Raw genomic sequence first — 17,535 nt, forward strand, 5'->3', positions numbered from 1 at the left:
CCGTCATGGCCCAGGAACGCATCTTCGGCACCGGCGCCCAGCGCCGCGAGGAGTCCGAGCTCCCCGAGCCCGGAGCCCCCGCCCCCACGGCACCCACCGCCCAGTCCCGGACCAGCGCGACCAGCGCCGACGACCTGCTCGCCGAGATCGACGGCGTGCTCGAGTCCAACGCCGAGGAGTTCGTGAAGGGCTTCGTCCAGAAGGGCGGCCAGTAGCCCCCATGGACCGCAGGATCTACGGGGTCGAGACCGAGTTCGGCCTCACCCACAGCGCCCCGGGCGCCCGTCCGCTCAGCCCGGAGGAGGCCGCGCGCACCCTCTTCCGCCCCGTGGTGGCCTGGGGCCGTTCCTCGAACGTGTTCCTGCCCAACGGCGGGCGCCTCTACCTGGACGTGGGCTCCCACCCCGAGTACGCCACCGCGGAGTGCGCCACGCTCGAGGACCTCGTCGCCCAGGACAAGGCCGGCGAGCTGATCGTCGACGACCTCCGGCGGCAGGCCCAGGACGCCCTGGCGGAGCAGGGGGTGGGCGGGCAGCTGTACCTGTTCAAGAACAACGTGGACTCGCGCGGCAACTCCTACGGCTCGCACGAGAACTACCTGATCTCCCGGCGCACCGAGTTCGCCCGGCTCGTGCAGATCCTCATCCCGTTCCTGGTCACCCGCCAGCTGCTCGTCGGCGCCGGCAGGGTCCACCCCGCCGGGCCCGAGGACTTCGGCGCCGTCCGGATGGGCGACGACGCCGGGACGCCCAGCTACTCGTTCTCCCAGCGCGCCGACCACATCTGGGAGGGCTCCTCCTCGGCCACGACGCGCTCCCGGCCCCTCATCAACACCCGGGACGAGCCGCACGCCGACGCCGAGCACTACCGCCGGCTGCACGTCATCGTGGGCGACTCGACGATGTCCCAGACCACCACGGCGCTGCGGATCGGGACCACCGACCTCGTGCTGCGGATGATCGAGGCGGGGCAGATCCTGCCCGACCGCACCATGGCGGACCCCGTCCGGTCCCTGCGGGAGGTCTCCCACGACCTCACCGGCACCCGCCCGGTCCTGCTCGCCGACGGCACGCGCCGCTCCGCCCTGGACCTGCAGCACGAGCACCTGGAGTCCGTGCGCCGGTTCGTGGACCGGGAGGGGGCCCACCACGACCGCGTGCCGTGGGTGCTCGACCTGTGGGAGCGGGCCCTGGACGCCGTGGCCCGCCAGGACACCTCCGCGATCGACACCGAGATCGACTGGGCGATCAAGAAGAAGCTCCTCGACGGCTACGCCGCCCTCTACGACCTGGACCTCTCCGCGCCCCGGATGGCGCAGCTGGACCTCGCCTACCACGACACCGCCCCGGAGCGGGGGCTCTTCAACCTCCTGCAGCGCCGGGGACGGGCCGCGACCTTCGTCCCCGACGAGCGGGTCCAGGAGGCCGCCCGCACCCCGCCCGCCACGCGGGCCGCCGTGCGCGGCCGGTTCATCGAGGCGGTGCTCGCGTCCGGGCACGAGTACACCGTCGACTGGGTGCACCTGAAGGTCAACGACCGCGGCCGGCGCACGGTGCTGTGCAAGGACCCGTTCGCCGTGGCGCACCCGGAGGCCGACGCCCTGATCGCCGCCCTCGGCGAGCGCGACACCGCGGGGCGGGCCCACGGGGACGCCCCCGTGGTCTGAGCCGCGCCGCGGGCGCGCCCCGTCCAGTCAACGCCCAGCGCCCTGCACTAGGCTGGCCGCCGTCCCGGCCCGAGCCGTCCGACCCCACCGCCCCCACCCGGCCCGACCCCTGAGGAAGACACCCGTGCGAAAGACCCTGACCACCTCCGGCGCCGCCCTGTCCCTGGCGCTCGTCCTCACGGGCTGCTCCGGGCCCGGCGTCGACTCCGTGGAGCTCAGCAACGAGCCGGACCCGGGCACGGCCCCGTCCGTCACGTTCGAGACCCCGCTCAACGCCGAGGAGGCCGGCGCGAAGGAGCTGCGCGAGGGCGACGGGGAGGAGCTCGCCGAGGGCGACACCATCCTCCTGCAGGCGGCGCTCTTCAAGGGCTCCGACGGCACGTCCATCGGCGAGACCTACTCCCGCGGCGCCGGCCAGGTGCTCCAGCTCGAGCAGGGCCTCCAGGAGTCGATCCCGGAGATGTACGACGCGCTCGTGGGCGCCAAGGAGGGCGCGATCATCGCGTACTCCTCCCCGGAGACCTCCGGGGCCGCCGGCGACGAGTCGACCTCCGTGGAGGTCTACGAGGTCGTCCGGAAGATCCCCACCGAGATCGAGGGCGACATGCAGGACAGCCCCAAGGGGCTGCCGGAGATCACCGAGAACGACGAGGGCGTGCCGGCCGTGGCGAAGCCGGAGGGCAGGGCCCCGAAGAAGCTCGTCTCCGAGTACCTCATCGAGGGCGACGGCGAGGAGGTCGCCGAGGGCGACACCGTCATCGCGCACTACGTGGGCGTCAAGTGGTCCGACGGCGAGACCTTCGACTCCTCCTACGAGAACGGCGCCCCCGCGTCCTTCCCGCTCGACAACGTCATCGAGGGCTGGCAGGAGGGCCTCGAGGGCAAGAAGGAGGGCTCCCGCGTGATCCTCTCCGTGCCCGTCGGCCAGGCCTACGGCACGGAGAAGGACCTGGGCGAGGACTCCGACTACCCGGCCGGCAGCCTGCTCTTCGTCGTCGACATCCTGGCGGCCGTGGACACCCCCGAGGCGCCGGCCGAGGACGAGGCCTCCGCCTCGCCGTCCCCCTCCGCGACCGAGGAGTAGCCCCCGGTCGGCTAAGGTGGCCCGGTGGGCCCCGAGGCCCCTCCGATCCCGACGACCACCCGTCGACGACCCGACGAACAGGAGCACCCATGTCCTTCGGAGAGCGCAAGCTCGACCGCAGCAAGCCCGAGATCGACTTCCCCGAGGGGGAAGCCCCGACCGAGCTCGTCAGCACCGACCTCGTGGAGGGCACCGGCGCCGAGGCGACCCCCGGCAAGCAGATCTCCTGCCACTACGTGGGCGTGACGTTCTCCGCCGGCGAGGAGTTCGACGCCTCCTGGAACCGCGGCCAGCCCCTCGACTTCACCGTGGGCATCGGCCAGGTCATCGAGGGCTGGGACAAGGGCCTGCTGGGCATGAAGGTCGGCGGCCGCCGCCGGCTGGAGATCCCCGCGGACCAGGCCTACGGCTCCAGGGGCGCCGGCGGGGTCATCGGCCCGGACGAGGCCCTGATCTTCGTGGTGGACCTCCTGGACGTGCGCTGAGGACCCACCGGATGGCAGCCCGATCGACGGAGCGGCTCCTCAACCTGCTCATCGCCCTGGTCTCCCGCGAACGCGGGTACACCCGCGCCGAGCTCCGGGAGGCCGTTCCGTCGTACGCGGAGTCCGCGTCCGACGAGGCGTTCGAGCGCATGTTCGAGCGCGACAAGGCGGAGCTGCGCGACCTCGGCTACCCCATCGAGGAGGTCTCCGAGGACCCCCTGTTCCCGGACGACACGCACGGCCACCGCTACCGGATCCCGCGCGGGTCCTTCACGCTGCCGCCGCTGCAGTTCACGGCGGAGGAGTCCGCGGTGCTCGCCCTGGCGGCCAACGCCTGGACGGACGCCTCCCTCGGGGAGCTCGCCCGCCGGGCCCTGCGCAAGCTCGAGCCCGCCATCGGCGGCCTGCCGGAGGACGACGCCCCGCCGCTGCTGCAGCCCACCCTCACCGCCCACGAGCCGTCCTTCGAGCCGCTGCTCTCGGCCGTGGTGCGACACCGCGAGGTCCGCTTCGACTACCTCGCCCGCAGCACCGACCAGCTCACCACCCGGCGGCTGCGGCCGTGGGGCATCGGCTCCCGCTACGGCAACTGGTACGTGGTCGGCTGGGACCTCGACCGCAAGGACTCCCGCACGTTCCGGCTGTCGCGGATCATGTCCGACGTCACGGTCACCCGCAAGGAGTTCGACCCGCCCGAGGGCTTCTCCATGAACGAGTCCCTGTCCCAGATGGTCTCCCACGCCCCCGCGCGCACCGTGGAGGTGCTGGCCCGGCCCGGCCACGCGCACATGCTGCGCCGGATGGCCGCCCGGCAGGAGCCCGGCGTCGGCGCCGGGGACGGCGTGGACCGGTGGGACCGGCTGCACATCCCCTTCGCGGAGACCGAGATCCTCGCCGAGGAGATCGCCGCGGCGGGCCCCGGCGTCGTCGTGCCCCGCGACGGGGACGGCACCGCCCCCACCATGCAGGCCGAGGTGCGCGCCGCGGTGGTGCGCCGGCTGCGGAGCGCCGAGTCCGCCGTGGCACGGTTCCGCGGCGTGCAGGTCGACTGGAACAACAAGTCCCGCAAGGGCACGCGCAACAAGCTCTCCACCGCGGACCACCTCTCGCGGCTGCTCGAGATCGTCCGCTGGGTCTACGCCCACCAGGGCGCGGAGCTCGAGGAGACCGCCCGCCGGTTCGGGATCACCGACCAGGAGCTGATCGCGGACCTCAACACCCTGTTCGTGTGCGGCAAGCCCGGGCACATGCCGGACCAGCTGATCGACGCGTCCTGGGACGACGGCCACGTCTACCTGTCCAACGCGGACGAGCTCTCCGACCCCGTGCGGCTCACGCAGCCGGAGGCCTCCGCGCTGCTCGTGGGCCTGCAGACGCTGCGCACCGTGCCCGGCGGGGACTCCGAGGCGGTCGCGTCCACGATCGCGAAGGTCGCCGGCGCCGCGGGGGACGCCGGGGTGCTCGCCAATGCGGTGGGCGCCCGCCCCATCACGGACACGCCCGCGCCCGCCCTCGCCGACGTCATGTCCGCGGTGCGCCGCGCCGTGGAGCAGCGCCGCCGGATCCGGATCGGCTACGTGGTCCCGTCCCGCGACGAGCTCACCGAGCGGGTCGTGGACCCGGTCCAGGTGTTCTCCTCCAACACCCACTGGTACGTGCGCGCCTGGTGCCTCGGCTCCGAGGGGATGCGCAACTTCCGGCTGGACCGGATCTCCGCCGTCGAGGACGCCGGGCCGGCGGGGGAGCGCCCCGCCGCCCAGGAGGCCGCCGCCGCGTCCCCGCCCGCCCCCGGCACCCCGGACACCGTGGAGGTCGTGCTCGTCACCGACCGGCGCAGCCGGTGGATCGCCGACCAGTACCACGCCACCCGCACGGCCGTGGTCCGGGTCCCCGGCGGGGCCCGCACCGGGCCGGCGGCCGACCACGAGGCCGCGCTCATCGGGTTCCAGACGGCCGAGGCCGTGTGCGCGCTCGTCACCCGCTACGGCGGCCAGCTCGCGGTCATCGGGCCCGACGACGTCGTGGCGCAGGTGGAACTCTGGGTGAACTCTGCGCTCGGCGCCTACGGGGCGTCCGAGCCGGCCTGATCCGCCCGCCTATACTGGAGGGCATGCTCTGGTGGTCCTGGGTCCTGCTGTGGACGGTCCTCGTCCTGCTCGGCGCGGCGTTCCTCGGACTGATGCTGTGGCGGCTGGTGAAGACCTTCTTCGTCCTGCTCCGGGACACCGAGACGGTGGCCGGGGAGTTCGCCCAGCGGTGGGACGACGCGGCCGCCGGGGTGCAGCGCCCCGTCCGGACCGCCCCGGACCCGGCCCTGTTCACACCGGTGGGGCAAGCCGTGGCCGACTACCGGGTCGGCCGTGACCAACGAGAAACCGCCCGTCTGAGACGCCGCATCGAGCGCAAGGACCGGATGGGCCAGCCGCAGCGGATCAGCGACCTCCGCCGGGCTGAACGGAAAGGAATGTTCCATGGGTAGGCTCTTCGACAGCCCCTTCATGATCCTGATCATCCTGCTGGTGATCCTGCTGCTGTTCGGCGCGCCCAAGCTCCCGGGCATGGCCCGCAGCCTCGGCCAGTCGCTGCGCATCTTCAAGTCCGAGGTCAAGGAGATGAAGAAGGACGACCAGCCGGACGGCTCGGACGTGGTCATCGACGGCAAGGCCGTGGCGCCCGGCCGGGACGGCATTACCGACCGTGACCCCGGCGCCACCGGCACCGCCTCCGGCACGGACTCCCCGCGCGACCCCGAGCAGCACCCCGGCCGCCCTCCGGCCTGACCCCCGCCCCCTCTCCCGGCGTCCGCCGCCGCCCCGATCCGCCGCACCGGCCGGTCCGCGCCCCCGCCCGGGGAGCGGGCCGCCCGATCGGCCCCGCCACCCCGGGCGGGCCCCGAGTCCCGAAGGTCCCCATGTCCTCGCAGTCCCCCCGCGGTCCGAAGAAGCGCCGGACCGCGCGCAAGGCCAATCCGCAGGCGCAGATGGCCCTGGCCGAGCACCTGCGGGAGCTGCGCAACCGGCTGATCAAGTCCGCGGTGGCCACCGTGGTGGGCATGGTCGGCGGGTTCTTCCTGTACATCCCGTTCATGGCCTACATCACGGAGCCCCTGCAGCGGCTGGCCTCCGCGGAGGGCAGCGAGGCCTCCATCAACTACTCCGCGGTGGGCTCGTCCTTCAACATCATGGTGGAGGTCTCCCTGGTGCTCGGCCTGGTCCTGGCCAGCCCCGTGTGGCTCTACCAGCTCTGGGCGTTCGTGACCCCGGCCCTGCACCGGACCGAACGGCGCTACGCGGTCGGCTTCCTGGCCGCGGCCGTCCCGCTCTTCCTGGGCGGGATCGCGGTCGCCGTGCTCACCCTGCCCACCGCCGTCTACGCCCTCACCGCGTTCACCCCGGCGGGCGGGACCAACTTCATCTCCGCGGACGTGTACCTGCGGTTCTTCCTCCAGCTGATCCTGACCTTCGGCGTCGCCTTCGTGCTGCCCGTGTTCCTGGTGGGCCTGAACATGCTGGGCGTGCTCTCCGGGCGTACGGTGCTCAAGAGCTGGCGGATCGTCGTGGTCCTCGTGATGGTGGTCTCCGCGATGGCCGCCCCTGGCCCCGACCCGATGACCATGTTCTACCTCGCCGTGCCGCTGCTCACGCTCTTCTTCGTGGCCGTCGGGCTGTGCCTGCTCCTCGACCGCCGGCGGGCCCGGAAGGAGGCCCGCCTCGCGGCGGGCACGGGGGCGTCGGCCGACGTCGCGACCCCCGCCGACGAGCTCGGCCGCCTCGGCCACGACCCCGAGGGCGGGTTCCGCACCTGACCCGCTCGGCCCGTCGCGAACGGGCCCCCGGTGGGCCCGGCCACGTCCGGGTCGCGCAGTAGGGTGGACGCATGTCCTCCTACGCCGACCGATACCTGGCCGCCAAGCAGCGGGCCGCCCACGCGAGGACCGAGCTCGCCGTGTTCCAGCACCGGCTCGAGTTCGAGATGGACGACTTCCAGACGACCGCCTGCGGTGCCCTCGAGGAGGGCCGGGGGGTGCTCGTCGCCGCGCCGACCGGCGCCGGCAAGACCGTGGTGGGGGAGTTCGCCGTCCACCTGGCCCTGTCCCGCGGGCAGAAGGCCTTCTACACCACGCCCATCAAGGCGCTCAGCAACCAGAAGTTCCACGAGTTCTCCCGGGCCTTCGGCGCCGAGCGGGTCGGCCTGCTCACCGGCGACACCTCGGTGAACTCCGAGGCGGACGTCGTGGTGATGACCACCGAGGTCCTGCGCAACATGCTGTACGCGGACTCGCCCACCCTGCTGAACCTGGGCTTCGTGATCATGGACGAGGTGCACTACCTCGCCGACCGCTTCCGGGGCGCCGTGTGGGAGGAGGTCATCATCCACCTGCCGGACAGCGTCCAGCTGGTGTCCCTGTCCGCGACCGTCTCCAACGCCGAGGAGTTCGGGGCCTGGCTGGACACGGTGCGCGGCGACACGGACGTGGTGGTCTCCGAGCACCGGCCCGTGCCGCTGTGGCAGCACGTCCAGGTGGGCGGGCGGCTGCTCGATCTGTTCCTGGACGACACCACGGTGGAGGAGGCCGCCGAGCGGCTCGAGGGGCCCGGCAGCGACGAGCCCGATGTCAACCCCGAGCTGCTCCAGCTCGCCCGAGCCGAGCACCCGCGCGGGGGCCGCCGGGGCGGCCGCGGGCCCGGGGGACGCTCCCGGGACCGGTTCTCCCGCCGCAACGGCGGCGAGGGCTTCCGGCCCACCCCCGAGACGCGCCGGGTGTCCCGCCCGCAGCTGATCCGCCGCCTCGACGCCGAGGGCCTGCTGCCCGTCATCACCTTCATCTTCTCCCGGGTCGGGTGCGACGCCGCCGTGCAGCAGTGCGTCGCCGCGGACATCCGGCTGACCGGCGAGAAGGAGCAGCAGACCATCCGCGCCCGGGTGGCGGAGACCGCCGCCTCGCTCGAGGCCGCGGACCTCAACGTCCTCGGCTTCTACGAGTGGCGGGACGGCCTGCTGCGCGGCGTGGCCGCCCACCACGCGGGGATGCTGCCGGCGTTCAAGGAGCTCGTGGAGGAGCTGTTCGCCGAGGGGCTCGTCAAGGCCGTCTTCGCCACGGAGACCCTGGCCCTGGGCATCAACATGCCGGCCCGCTCCGTGGTGCTCGAGAAGCTCGACAAGTTCAACGGCGAGTCCCGGGTGGACATCACGCCGGGGGAGTACACCCAGCTCACCGGGCGCGCGGGGCGCCGGGGGATCGACGTCGAGGGCCACGCCGTGGTGCTGTGGCAGCCCGGGATGGACCCGCACGCCGTCGCCGGTCTCGCCTCCAAGCGCACCTACCCGCTGAACTCGAGCTTCCGGCCCACCTACAACATGTCCGTGAACCTGGTGGCCCAGTTCGGCGCGCACCGCTCCCGCAAGATCCTCGAGTCCTCCTTCGCCCAGTTCCAGGCGGACCGCTCCGTGGTGGGCCTGGCGCGCCGGGTCCGCTCCCAGGAGGAGTCCCTCAAGGGCTACGAGGAGGCCATGACCTGCCACCTCGGGGACTTCTCCGAGTACGCCGCTCTGCGCCGCGAGCTCAAGGACCTGGAGCGTGCCGAGGAGAAGGCCGGCTCCCGGCAGCGGCGCTCGGACGCCGTCGCGTCCCTGCACGACCTGCTGCCCGGGGACGTCGTGGAGATCCCGCGGGGGCGCAACGCCGGCTACGCCGTGATCCTGTCCACCGACCCCAACCGGGACGACCCCCGCCCCTCCATCCTCACCCTCGATCACCAGCTGCGCCGGGTGGGGGCTCAGGACCTGGACGGGCCGCTCGAGCCGGTCTCGCGGATCCGGATCCCCAAGCAGTTCACGGGCCGGACGCCCAAGGAGCGGCGCGACCTCGCCTCGTCCGTGCGCAACGCCCTGCACGAGCACCGGCCCCCGCGCGGCGGCGGCCGCGGGCACACCATCCAGTTCGACCGCGGCACCAGCGCCGCCGAGCGGCGCATCACGGAGGTCCGCAAGGCCCTGCGCGGCCACCCCTGCCACGGCTGCTCGGACCGCGAGAGCCACGCCCGCTGGGCCGAGCGCTGGTGGACGCTGCGCCGGGACACCGACGGGCTGCTGCGCCAGATCGAGAGCCGCACCAACACGATCGCCAAGACCTTCGACCGCGTCTCCGAGGTGCTGGGCTCCTTCGGCTACCTGGAGACCCTCCCGGACGGGGAGGTCCGGCCGACCCGCGCCGGCGAGCAGCTGCGGCGGATCTACGGGGACCGGGACCTGCTCCTCGCCCTGAGCCTGCGCGACGGCTTCCTCGACGACCTCGACCCCGCCGCCACCGCGGGGCTCGTGACCCTGCTCGTCTACCAGGCCAAGCGCGAGGAGCAGGGGATCCAGCCGGTCCTGCCGACCGCCGCCATGGACCGGGCCGCACAGACCGTGGTGCGCAACTGGTCCCTGCTCACCGACCGCGAGCAGGAGCACCACCTCCCGGCCACCGCGGAGCCGGAGTTCGGGCTCGTGGAGGCCATGCACCTCTGGGCGCGCGGGGCGACCCTGAGCGCGGCCCTGTCCGGCACGGAGCTCGCCGCCGGCGACTTCGTGCGCTGGGCCAAGCAGGTGATCGACATGCTCGACCAGCTCGCCAAGATCGATCTCCTCGACGCCGGCACGCGCGCCCAGTGCCAGCGCGCGATCGCGCTGGTGCGCCGCGGCGTGGTGGCCCACTCCGCGTTCGAGGACTGAGCCGCGCCCTCCCGCCCCGCGCCGCCCCGTCCACCGGCACGACCGCCCCGCACGACCCCCGCGCACCACCGCCCCCGAACAGGAGACCCGTGAGCACCACCGTCCCCGCCCGTCCCGTCCTCTACCGCAACGGCTCCGTCTACAGCCCCGCGGACCCGTTCGCCACAGCCCTGCTGGTCGACGGCACCCGCGTAGCCTGGGTCGGCTCCGAGGAGGCGGCGCAGTCCCTGCAGGACTCCTCCATGGACGTGGTCGACCTCGACGGGCGGCTGCTGGCCCCGGGGTTCGTGGACTCCCACGTGCACGTGACCGAGACCGCCCTGGCGCTGTCCACCCTGGACCTCACGGCGGCCGGCTCCCTGCACGAGGTGCTCGACGCCGTGGCCGGTGCCGCCCGCACGAGCACGGGCCCGGTCCTGGGCTCCGGCTGGGACGAGTCCGTGTGGCCGGAGCGCCGGGCGCCGACGGCGGAGGAGCTCGACCGGGCCGCCGGCGGGCGCGAGGTCTACCTGACCCGCATCGACGTCCACTCCGGGGTGGTGTCCTCGTCCCTGGCCCGGCGGCTGGGCCTCGCCGGGACCGACGGGTGGCTCGGCGACGGCCGCGTGGAGAACCTGGCCCACGACCGGGTGCGCGCCGCGGCCCTCGACTTCGACGCCGGGCGCCGCGCCGAGCTGCACCGGCTCGCCCTGCGGCACGCCGCGGCCCAGGGCTACGTGGCCCTCGTCGAGGCCAACGCCGAGCAGGTCGCCCCCTTCGAGGACCTCGTGCGGCTGACGGCCCTCGCCAACCACGGGGTCGGCGCCGAGGGCGCCACTCCCCGCGTGCTGCCCTACCGGGGGGAGCTCGTGGCCACGGCCCAGGAGGCGCTGGCGGTGGCGGAGCGGTTCGACACCGCCCTGGCGGACCTGCTCGGACGCCCCGTGGAGCGGCGGGAGTCGCTCGTGGGGCTCGCCGGGGACCTGTGCGTCGACGGCGCCCTGGGCTCCCGCACCGCCGCGCTGCGCGCCCCCTACGCCGACGCCCCCGGCGACCTGGGGGACCGCTACCTCGACGCCGCGGCCGTGGCCGCCCACCTCGCCGCGATCACGGAGGCCGGTCTGCAGGGCGGCTTCCACGTCATCGGGGACGCCGGGATGGACATCGTCCTCGACGGCCTCGACCGCGCCGAGGCGCTCGTGGGGGAGCGGGCCCTGCACAGCGCCGGCCACCGCCTGGAGCACGCCGAGATGATCGACCCGGAGGGCATCGAGCGGCTCGCCCACCACGCCGTGACCGTGTCCGTGCAACCGGGCTTCGACGCCGCCTGGGGCGGACCGGGCGGGCTCTACGAGCAGCGCCTCGGGGCCGACCGGGCGGCCGCGATGAACCCGATGGCCTCCTTCTACCGCGCCGGGGTCCCGGTGGCCCTCGGCAGCGACGCCCCCGTGGTGCCGCTGTCCCCGTGGGAGACCGTCCGCGCCTGCCTCCAGCACCACGACCCGGAGCAGCGGATCTCCGCGCGGGCCGCGTTCCTCGCCTCCACCCGGGGCGCGTGGCGGGCCGCCCGGCACCCCGACCCCATGCAGGGCCAGCTCGCGCCCGGCACCCCGGCCACGTTCGCCGTCTGGGACGTCGAGGCCCTCATGGTGCAGCAGGCCGAGGGGACCGGCTCCGCCTGGAGCACCGACCCGCGCGCCCGCACCCCCCTGCTCCCGGCGCTCGACGGCGCGTCCCTGCCCGTGTGCCGCCAGACCGTGCTCGACGGCGTCGAGCTGTACCGCTCCGCCGGGTTCTGAGCCGCGGGGCGCCCGGCCACCCCGCGGCGTTCGGATCTTGGTCGCAGGCGCGGGGCAGGTTAGGCTGGGCAACTGCTGCCGGGTGGGCTCGCTCGTCCTTAGAAAACAGGCCGGCATCCCCTCAGGGCCGGACTGGTCCGAAGACGAGGGAGCCTGCCCTGTGGTGCGGCAGGCAGACCTCGAAAGGAACCACCCGGTGCGCGTACTGACCGTCATCCCCACCTACAACGAACACGAGTCCCTCCCGACCGTGATGGACCGGCTCCGCCAGGCCGTCCCGGACGGGCACGTGCTGGTGGTGGACGACAACAGCCCGGACGGGACCGGCCGTCTCGCCGACGAGATGGCCGCCGCGGACGAGAACATCCACGTCCTGCACCGCACCAGCAAGGAGGGCCTCGGCGCCGCGTACATCGCAGGCTTCCGCTGGGGCCTGGCCCGGGACTACGACGTCCTGGTCGAGATGGACGCCGACTGCTCCCACCAGCCCGAGCAGCTCCCGCTGCTGCTGGACGCCGTGGAGCGCGGCGCCGACCTGGCCATCGGCTCCCGCTACGTCCCCGGCGGGCGCACCGTGAACTGGCCCCTGCAGCGCCAGCTGCTCTCGCGCGGCGGCAACCTCTACGCCCGGACGCTCCTGGGCTCCCGGATCCACGACATCACCGCCGGCTACCGCGCCTTCCGCCGCGAGACCCTCGAACGGATCGGTCTCGAGACCGTCGACTCCAAGGGCTACTGCTTCCAGATCGATCTCGGCTGGCGCACCGAGCGGGCCGGCCTGAGCGTCGTCGAAGTGCCCATCACCTTCGTGGAACGCGCCGAGGGCGAGTCCAAGATGAGCCCGGACGTAACCAGGGAGGCCGTCGTGCGCGTGGCCCAGTGGGGGCTCACCGCCCGCGCCAGGACCCTGGCGGGCAAGCTCACCCGCCGCTGAGCCTCTGACCGGCGCGCTGCCCGGCACATGCGGAGGGCCCCACCCGAACCGGGTGGGGCCCTCCGCATGTGCCGGGCGACAGGATCAGATCGCGTGCTTCTCCCGGTAGAACTCGACGCGCTGGGCCAGGATCTCCTCGAGCTCGTCCGTGCTGCGCCGCTCCAGGAGCATGTCCCAGTGCGTGCGCTGGTGCTTCTCGTTGGGGTTCACCGGCTTCTCGCCGTTGACGATGATCGCTTCCTTGCCGGTCTTCGACACCCACACCGGCGGGATCTCGGCCTCCGCCGCGAAGGTGACGGTGACCTTCTCGCCGTCCGCGGTGCGGTACTCGACGCGCTGGCGCGGGGCCGGCTCGACACCGGCCTCGGTCTCCATGGACTGGGAGCCCAGACGCATTCCCCTGAGGCTGCGGTCGCTCATTGTGGTGGTTCCTCCATAACTGACGGTGGCCACGGCAGTGGCGCACGCTCGGGCTGACGGCGGGTCGCACGGACCCGGGATCCGCTGGGTGCAACGCACGGGCTCCCGGGGTTGTTCCCCGAGGCCCGGGCCCGCCGCGTCAGCGGGCGGCCGGGCCGTCCTGCGGCGGCATCGGGTCGTCGAGGCGCACGGGGGCCTCCGGGTCGATGGTCGAGGGCCGGGGGATGGTGAACTCGTCCGGGTCGACGGTGGTGCGCTCCAGGTTGGGCTGCAGGTCCTCCTCCGTCACCCGGACGGCGTCCGGCTTCACGAGGGGCTCGTCCGCGGACTCGGGCTCCGGCATCTCGTCCGCGTCCGACCAGGTCCGGTCCGGGCCGTCCTCGTCCGGCCTGGAGAGGAAGTCGCCCACGCCCCGCAGGGCGTCGCCGAGCTCGGCGGGGATCATCCACACCTTGTTGGCGCTGCCCTCGGCGACCTTGGGCAGGGTCTGGATGTACTGGTAGGCCAGCAGCTTCTGGGTCGGCCGGGCCCGGTGGATCGAGTCGAAGACCTTCCGGATGGCCTGGGCCTCGCCGTCCGCGCGCAGGATCGCGGCCTTCGCCTCGCCCTCCGCGGACAGGATGGCCGCCTGCCGCTGGCCCTCGGCCATGAGGATCCGTGACTGCTTGTCGCCCTCGGCCGTGAGGATCACCGCGCGGCGCTCCCGCTCGGCGCGCATCTGCTTCTCCATCGAGTCCTGGATGGACGGCGGGGGAGTGATCTCCTTGATGTCCACCCGCGACACGCGGATGCCCCAGCGCCCCGTGGTGGAGTCCAGGACCCCGCGCAGCTCGGCGTTGATCTTGTCGCGGGAGGTCAGCGCCTCCTCGAGGTTCAGACCGCCCACCACGTTGCGCAGGGTCGCCGACGTCAGCTGGTCGGCGGCCTGGATGTAGTCGACGATCTCGTAGGTGGCGGCACGCGGATCCATGACCTGGAAGTAGACGACCGTGTCGATGCCGACCACGAGGTTGTCCTCCGTGATCACGGACTGCGCCGGGAAGGACTGGACCTGCTCGCGCAGGTCGATGAGGGGCAGGAGACGGTCCACGAACGGGATGAGGAAGTGCAGACCGGGGGTGAGGGTGCTCTGGTACTTGCCGAGTCGCTCGACGATCCCGGCCCGGGCCTGCGGGATGATCCGCACCGACCTCAGCAGGATGATGAAGACCAGGACGACCAGGATGGCGAGCAGGACGATGACGGCTAGGTCCACGGGTGCCTCTCTCGGTGGTGCCGCTCCGGGCGGCGTTCCCGCCGGGCCGGTGCGGTCTTGGGGGTCAGAAGGACGGGCGCGGCGCCGGCCCGCCGTCGGCGGCCGGCGCGGGGTACGGGGCCACGAGGACGGTGGCGCCCTCGATGTCGTGGACGAAGACGTCGGTGCCGGGGGGCAGCTGCTCGCCGGTGACGGAGCGGGCGCTCCAGGTGTCGCCCTCCAGGCGCACCAGCCCGCTGCGGCCGGTCACGGGGTCCAGGACCTGGCACGGGAGGCCGATGAGCCGGGCGGCGTTGGACGCGGTCCCGGGCGTGGACCGGTTGAGGCGGCGCAGGGCCACCGGCCGCACCGCGAAGATGAGCAGCACCGAGGCGAGGGCGAACGTCACCACCTGGAGCACGAAGTTGTCCGTCACCCAGCTCACCCCGAACGCCAGCAGCGCGGCGGCGGACATCATCAGGAAGAGGAAGTCCAGGGTGAGCATCTCGACGGCGGCCAGAGCGATCACGACGATCAGCCACAGGACCCACGAGTTCTCGACCAGCCACTCCCACATGTCCGTCCCCGGCCTTCCGAATCCGCGTCCGCGAGGGCACCCTCGCATTGGACCCATTCTGCCCCACGGGCCTGACAGGACGCTGGAGCGGCGTGGCGGCAGGGCCGCGGCCGGGGTCCCCGGAATAGGCGCTGTTCCGGGGGCGTTGGGATCTCTACGGTGGTCGCGCCGGACTCTCCCGGGACCGCGGGACGCCGCCGTCCGTCGGTCCGGCCCGGTGCCGGACCGCCCCACAGACCCCGGCACGCGGGAGGAGGAGATCCATGAAACTCATCACCTCGGTGGCGGTCTCCGCCGCCGGCGCCTGGCTCGCCGGGACGGCGACCGCCGTGGTCGGCCTCTCCGCGCTGCAGTCCCGGCTGCCCGCCCTGATCGCGCGGGGCGTTCCCGCCGAGCCCGACTTCGAGCGCGCGTTCGTCCTGCTCGGCACGGGCCGCTGCGCGCCCGGCGACGACCGGGCGGAGGTGCTGCGGGCCCGGCTCGAGGAGTCCTGCGGCCGGCCCGTCGTCTACGTGGACCTCACCGTCGGGCCGGAGGCCTCCGCGCGCCGGGCCGCCCGCGCCCGGGAGCTGGCGCGGGACTTCCACGCCGACCTCGTGCTGGACCACGACGTCGAGGACCCGGCCGGTCGGTCCTGAACGGCGCCGGTCACCCGCCGGTGGTCGTCACCGGCAGCGGTGCTGTGGCGTCGAGCAGGTGGAAGGCCTCCGCGCTGAAGTCGATGGCCACCTCGTCCCCGGCGGCCGCCTCCGGCACCTCGGACAGGTCGAGGGTCAGGACCGTGCCGTGGTCGAGCAGCACCGGGACCTGCTTGCCGCCGACCGTGTAGGTCAGCTCGTTCTCCCGGGACGGGATGTGGTTGACGAGACCCACCTTCTTGGGCTCGGTGGTCGGCTCGGTGCACCCGTAGTCGATGCACCAGCCCGCGGGGAGCGTCTTGACCTGGCTCAGCTCCGTGGTCCAGGAGTAGAGGGTCGTCTCCGGCGGGCTGCTGGCGAAGAACATGCCGCCGACCCGCAGCAGGTCGTAGTAGAGGGAGTCGATCTCCTGGTCCAGCACGTCGCTGGCCCCCGCGTGGATCAGGGCGTCCTGCCCGAGGCCGGCGTCCCGGATCGCGGCCACCGCACCGTCGAAGCGGTTCTTCTGGGCCACCGTGGTGTTGGCCGTGTCGTTGCGCTCGATGGCGTCCTTGTCCTCCGCCGTGACGGTGGAGAAGTGCGTGGCGATGCCGGCGAGCTCCAGGTGCGGGGCGTCCTCGACGGCTCGGGCCAGGGGGAGCGCCTCCTCGGGCACGACGCCCTCGCGCCCCATTCCCGTGTCGACCCACAGGTGGACCTTCAGCGTCCCTCCCGTGGTGGACAGCACCTGTTCCGCCGCCTCGACCCAGGCGGGGTCCGTGGCGGCGACCTCCACGTCGTAGTGCATCAGCAGCGGGATGTCCTCGATCTGGGCGACGTAGAGCACCGCGATCTTGGCCTCGACGCCGGCCTCGCGCAGGGCGATGGCGTCGTCGAGCTTCGGCACGAAGATGTAGTCGACCTCGGCGGCGTCCTCGATGACCTTGCCGAACACGTCCACGGGCTCGCCGTTCTTGAGCACGGCGCCGAGCTGGACGTTCGACGGGAAGTCGGCCCGGATCGCCTCGGCGTTGCTGCGCACGGTCTCCGTGTTGACCGTGAGGAGGGGGATGTCCTGCGTGCCCTGCGTCGTGTAGGTGTAGGCGGTCTTCTCCCCGACGTCGCTCCCGCCGGAGGCGAAGGAGACCTCCACCGTGCCCGGGGTCCCGCGGGCCGGGGCCACGCAGGCGTGGCGCGCGGAGCGGTCGTCGAACTCGCACTCCACCTCCGTCTCGCCGAAGCGGACGGTGACCGGGCCGTCGGTGCCCCCGCCGGTGTCCGCCAGGACCAGGTTCCCGCCCTGCAGGCCGCCGTGCGAGGGGGAGAGGGCGACCGATCCGGAGGCGGTCGCGGGGGGCGCGTCCGAGGCGTCGTCCTGTCCGCAGCCGGCCAGGGCCAGCACCGACAGGGCCAGCACGGAGGTCACCAGCCGGCGCCCCCGGCCGTCCGTCACGATCACAGTGTTCCGTCGTCCCACGGATGTCCTCCCCTTGAACCAAGAATTTGCCGACGCGAATTCAGGTCGGCCACGGCGAGCGTATCGGCGGCCGGCCCCCCGAGGCCGGGTCGACGGGGGAATCCCCCCACAAGTGGCCACAAAAGGAGGGCCGGGCGGCGCAACACGAGGACATCGGCTTGCTGACGGCGTCGACAGGGGAGAGGCGCCGGTCTGTTCGGAGCGGGACGGCCGGTCCGCCGTGTCGTAACGGTGCTGCGAGCATCGGCGCGACGACGACGAGCGCGGGCTCGGTGCCAGTGTCCTGTCGGACGACTGTCAGGACGGGCGCGACCGAGCCCAGCACGAGCCCGGCGGCGGAGAGGCCCACGGCCCACCGGCCCGTCGTCGTCCGGGATCTCACGGCGGGTCGCTCCTGCCGGCCCCGGAGCCGCGTGATGAATCCGCGCTGCAGGACGGGTTCGTGTCGTCACGGAAGAGCCGAGCGTCCGGAGCTCACCGGAACAGCCGGAACGACGGCGTGCGCGGACACGGATGCTGAGCGCTGCCCCCCGGACAGCCTGCTCCGCA

The 17,535-nt window shown here is 73.3% G+C and carries 16 protein-coding genes; 12 read left to right on the forward strand and 4 right to left on the reverse strand.

Going from position 1 to position 17,535, the window contains the following annotated elements; genetic code table 11:
- Window positions 1–5: 5 nt before the first annotated feature.
- The 11 genes from E7Z53_RS18485 to E7Z53_RS18535 all read left to right on the forward strand — a co-directional run bounded on the left by E7Z53_RS18485 (window position 6) and on the right by E7Z53_RS18535 (window position 12,661).
- Window positions 6–215: a ubiquitin-like protein Pup gene (locus E7Z53_RS18485; RefSeq protein ID WP_017833510.1), complete on the forward strand. Its 210-nt coding sequence runs from the start codon at window positions 6–8 to the stop codon at window positions 213–215.
- Between the two features lie 5 nt (window positions 216–220).
- Window positions 221–1,666 (forward strand): Pup--protein ligase, encoded by a 1,446-nt coding sequence (pafA, locus tag E7Z53_RS18490; RefSeq protein ID WP_176338562.1) that lies wholly within the window; start codon window positions 221–223, stop codon window positions 1,664–1,666.
- 124 nt (window positions 1,667–1,790) lie between these two features.
- On the forward strand, window positions 1,791–2,750 hold the full coding sequence (locus E7Z53_RS18495) for an FKBP-type peptidyl-prolyl cis-trans isomerase (RefSeq protein WP_109244332.1): 960 nt from the start codon (window positions 1,791–1,793) through the stop codon (window positions 2,748–2,750).
- Window positions 2,751–2,839: 89 nt separating this feature from the next.
- A complete protein-coding gene (locus E7Z53_RS18500) occupies window positions 2,840–3,235 on the forward strand; it encodes an FKBP-type peptidyl-prolyl cis-trans isomerase (protein ID WP_017833513.1) in 396 nt (131 codons plus the stop codon).
- Window positions 3,236–3,246: 11 nt separating this feature from the next.
- Window positions 3,247–5,322, forward strand: coding sequence for a helix-turn-helix transcriptional regulator (locus E7Z53_RS18505; RefSeq protein ID WP_017833514.1), 2,076 nt, complete (start codon window positions 3,247–3,249; stop codon window positions 5,320–5,322).
- Between the two features lie 23 nt (window positions 5,323–5,345).
- Window positions 5,346–5,714 carry a hypothetical protein gene (locus tag E7Z53_RS18510; protein ID WP_109244333.1) on the forward strand — a complete coding sequence of 123 codons (369 nt, stop codon included), beginning with the start codon at window positions 5,346–5,348 and terminating at the stop codon, window positions 5,712–5,714.
- Entirely contained in the window at window positions 5,707–6,015 is a 309-nt protein-coding gene (gene tatA, locus E7Z53_RS18515; protein WP_176338563.1) for a Sec-independent protein translocase subunit TatA, read from the forward strand. Before E7Z53_RS18510 ends, tatA begins: the two co-directional genes overlap by 8 nt.
- Before the next feature lie 131 nt (window positions 6,016–6,146).
- A complete protein-coding gene (gene tatC, locus E7Z53_RS18520) occupies window positions 6,147–7,040 on the forward strand; it encodes a twin-arginine translocase subunit TatC (RefSeq protein ID WP_017833517.1) in 894 nt (297 codons plus the stop codon).
- A gap of 71 nt (window positions 7,041–7,111) precedes the next feature.
- A complete protein-coding gene (locus E7Z53_RS18525; RefSeq protein ID WP_176338564.1) occupies window positions 7,112–9,949 on the forward strand; it encodes a DEAD/DEAH box helicase in 2,838 nt (945 codons plus the stop codon).
- 89 nt (window positions 9,950–10,038) lie between these two features.
- Window positions 10,039–11,727: an amidohydrolase gene (locus E7Z53_RS18530; RefSeq protein WP_176338565.1), complete on the forward strand. Its 1,689-nt coding sequence runs from the start codon at window positions 10,039–10,041 to the stop codon at window positions 11,725–11,727.
- Between the two features lie 196 nt (window positions 11,728–11,923).
- Window positions 11,924–12,661: a polyprenol monophosphomannose synthase gene (locus tag E7Z53_RS18535; RefSeq protein WP_109244335.1), complete on the forward strand. Its 738-nt coding sequence runs from the start codon at window positions 11,924–11,926 to the stop codon at window positions 12,659–12,661.
- 84 nt (window positions 12,662–12,745) lie between these two features.
- On the opposite strand, the gene E7Z53_RS18540 is transcribed toward E7Z53_RS18535, so the two are convergent.
- From E7Z53_RS18540 to E7Z53_RS18550, 3 genes are all read right to left on the reverse strand, one after another.
- Complete coding sequence (locus E7Z53_RS18540; protein ID WP_031283042.1) at window positions 12,746–13,081, reverse strand: RNA polymerase-binding protein RbpA; 336 nt, start codon at window positions 13,079–13,081, stop codon at window positions 12,746–12,748.
- A 139-nt stretch (window positions 13,082–13,220) separates the two neighbouring features.
- Complete coding sequence (locus E7Z53_RS18545) at window positions 13,221–14,336, reverse strand: SPFH domain-containing protein (RefSeq protein WP_017833522.1); 1,116 nt, start codon at window positions 14,334–14,336, stop codon at window positions 13,221–13,223.
- Window positions 14,337–14,400: 64 nt separating this feature from the next.
- Window positions 14,401–14,892 (reverse strand): NfeD family protein, encoded by a 492-nt coding sequence (locus E7Z53_RS18550; RefSeq protein ID WP_017833523.1) that lies wholly within the window; start codon window positions 14,890–14,892, stop codon window positions 14,401–14,403.
- Between the two features lie 263 nt (window positions 14,893–15,155).
- On the opposite strand from E7Z53_RS18550, the gene E7Z53_RS18555 reads away from it, so the two are divergent.
- Entirely contained in the window at window positions 15,156–15,530 is a 375-nt protein-coding gene (locus tag E7Z53_RS18555; protein WP_017833524.1) for a hypothetical protein, read from the forward strand.
- 10 nt (window positions 15,531–15,540) lie between these two features.
- Here E7Z53_RS18555 and E7Z53_RS18560 read toward each other — a convergent pair whose 3' ends face one another.
- Complete coding sequence (locus tag E7Z53_RS18560) at window positions 15,541–16,962, reverse strand: alanine racemase (protein ID WP_197722630.1); 1,422 nt, start codon at window positions 16,960–16,962, stop codon at window positions 15,541–15,543.
- Window positions 16,963–17,535: the final 573 nt, after the last annotated feature.

The sequence above is a fragment of the Kocuria salina genome (assembly GCF_013368965.1).
Classification (GTDB): Bacteria; Actinomycetota; Actinomycetes; order Actinomycetales; family Micrococcaceae; genus Kocuria; species Kocuria rosea.

Coding starts and splice junctions, on each gene's coding strand:
- E7Z53_RS18485 (WP_017833510.1), top strand. CDS start 6: ATGGCCCAGGAACGCATCTTCGGCACCGGCGCCCAGCGCCGCGAGGAG.
- E7Z53_RS18525 (WP_176338564.1), top strand. CDS start 7,112: ATGTCCTCCTACGCCGACCGATACCTGGCCGCCAAGCAGCGGGCCGCC.
- E7Z53_RS18550 (WP_017833523.1), bottom strand. CDS start 14,892: ATGTGGGAGTGGCTGGTCGAGAACTCGTGGGTCCTGTGGCTGATCGTC.
- E7Z53_RS18500 (WP_017833513.1), top strand. CDS start 2,840: ATGTCCTTCGGAGAGCGCAAGCTCGACCGCAGCAAGCCCGAGATCGAC.
- E7Z53_RS18540 (WP_031283042.1), bottom strand. CDS start 13,081: ATGAGCGACCGCAGCCTCAGGGGAATGCGTCTGGGCTCCCAGTCCATG.
- E7Z53_RS18510 (WP_109244333.1), top strand. CDS start 5,346: ATGCTCTGGTGGTCCTGGGTCCTGCTGTGGACGGTCCTCGTCCTGCTC.
- tatA (WP_176338563.1), top strand. CDS start 5,707: ATGGGTAGGCTCTTCGACAGCCCCTTCATGATCCTGATCATCCTGCTG.
- E7Z53_RS18555 (WP_017833524.1), top strand. CDS start 15,156: ATGAAACTCATCACCTCGGTGGCGGTCTCCGCCGCCGGCGCCTGGCTC.
- tatC (WP_017833517.1), top strand. CDS start 6,147: ATGTCCTCGCAGTCCCCCCGCGGTCCGAAGAAGCGCCGGACCGCGCGC.
- pafA (WP_176338562.1), top strand. CDS start 221: ATGGACCGCAGGATCTACGGGGTCGAGACCGAGTTCGGCCTCACCCAC.
- E7Z53_RS18505 (WP_017833514.1), top strand. CDS start 3,247: ATGGCAGCCCGATCGACGGAGCGGCTCCTCAACCTGCTCATCGCCCTG.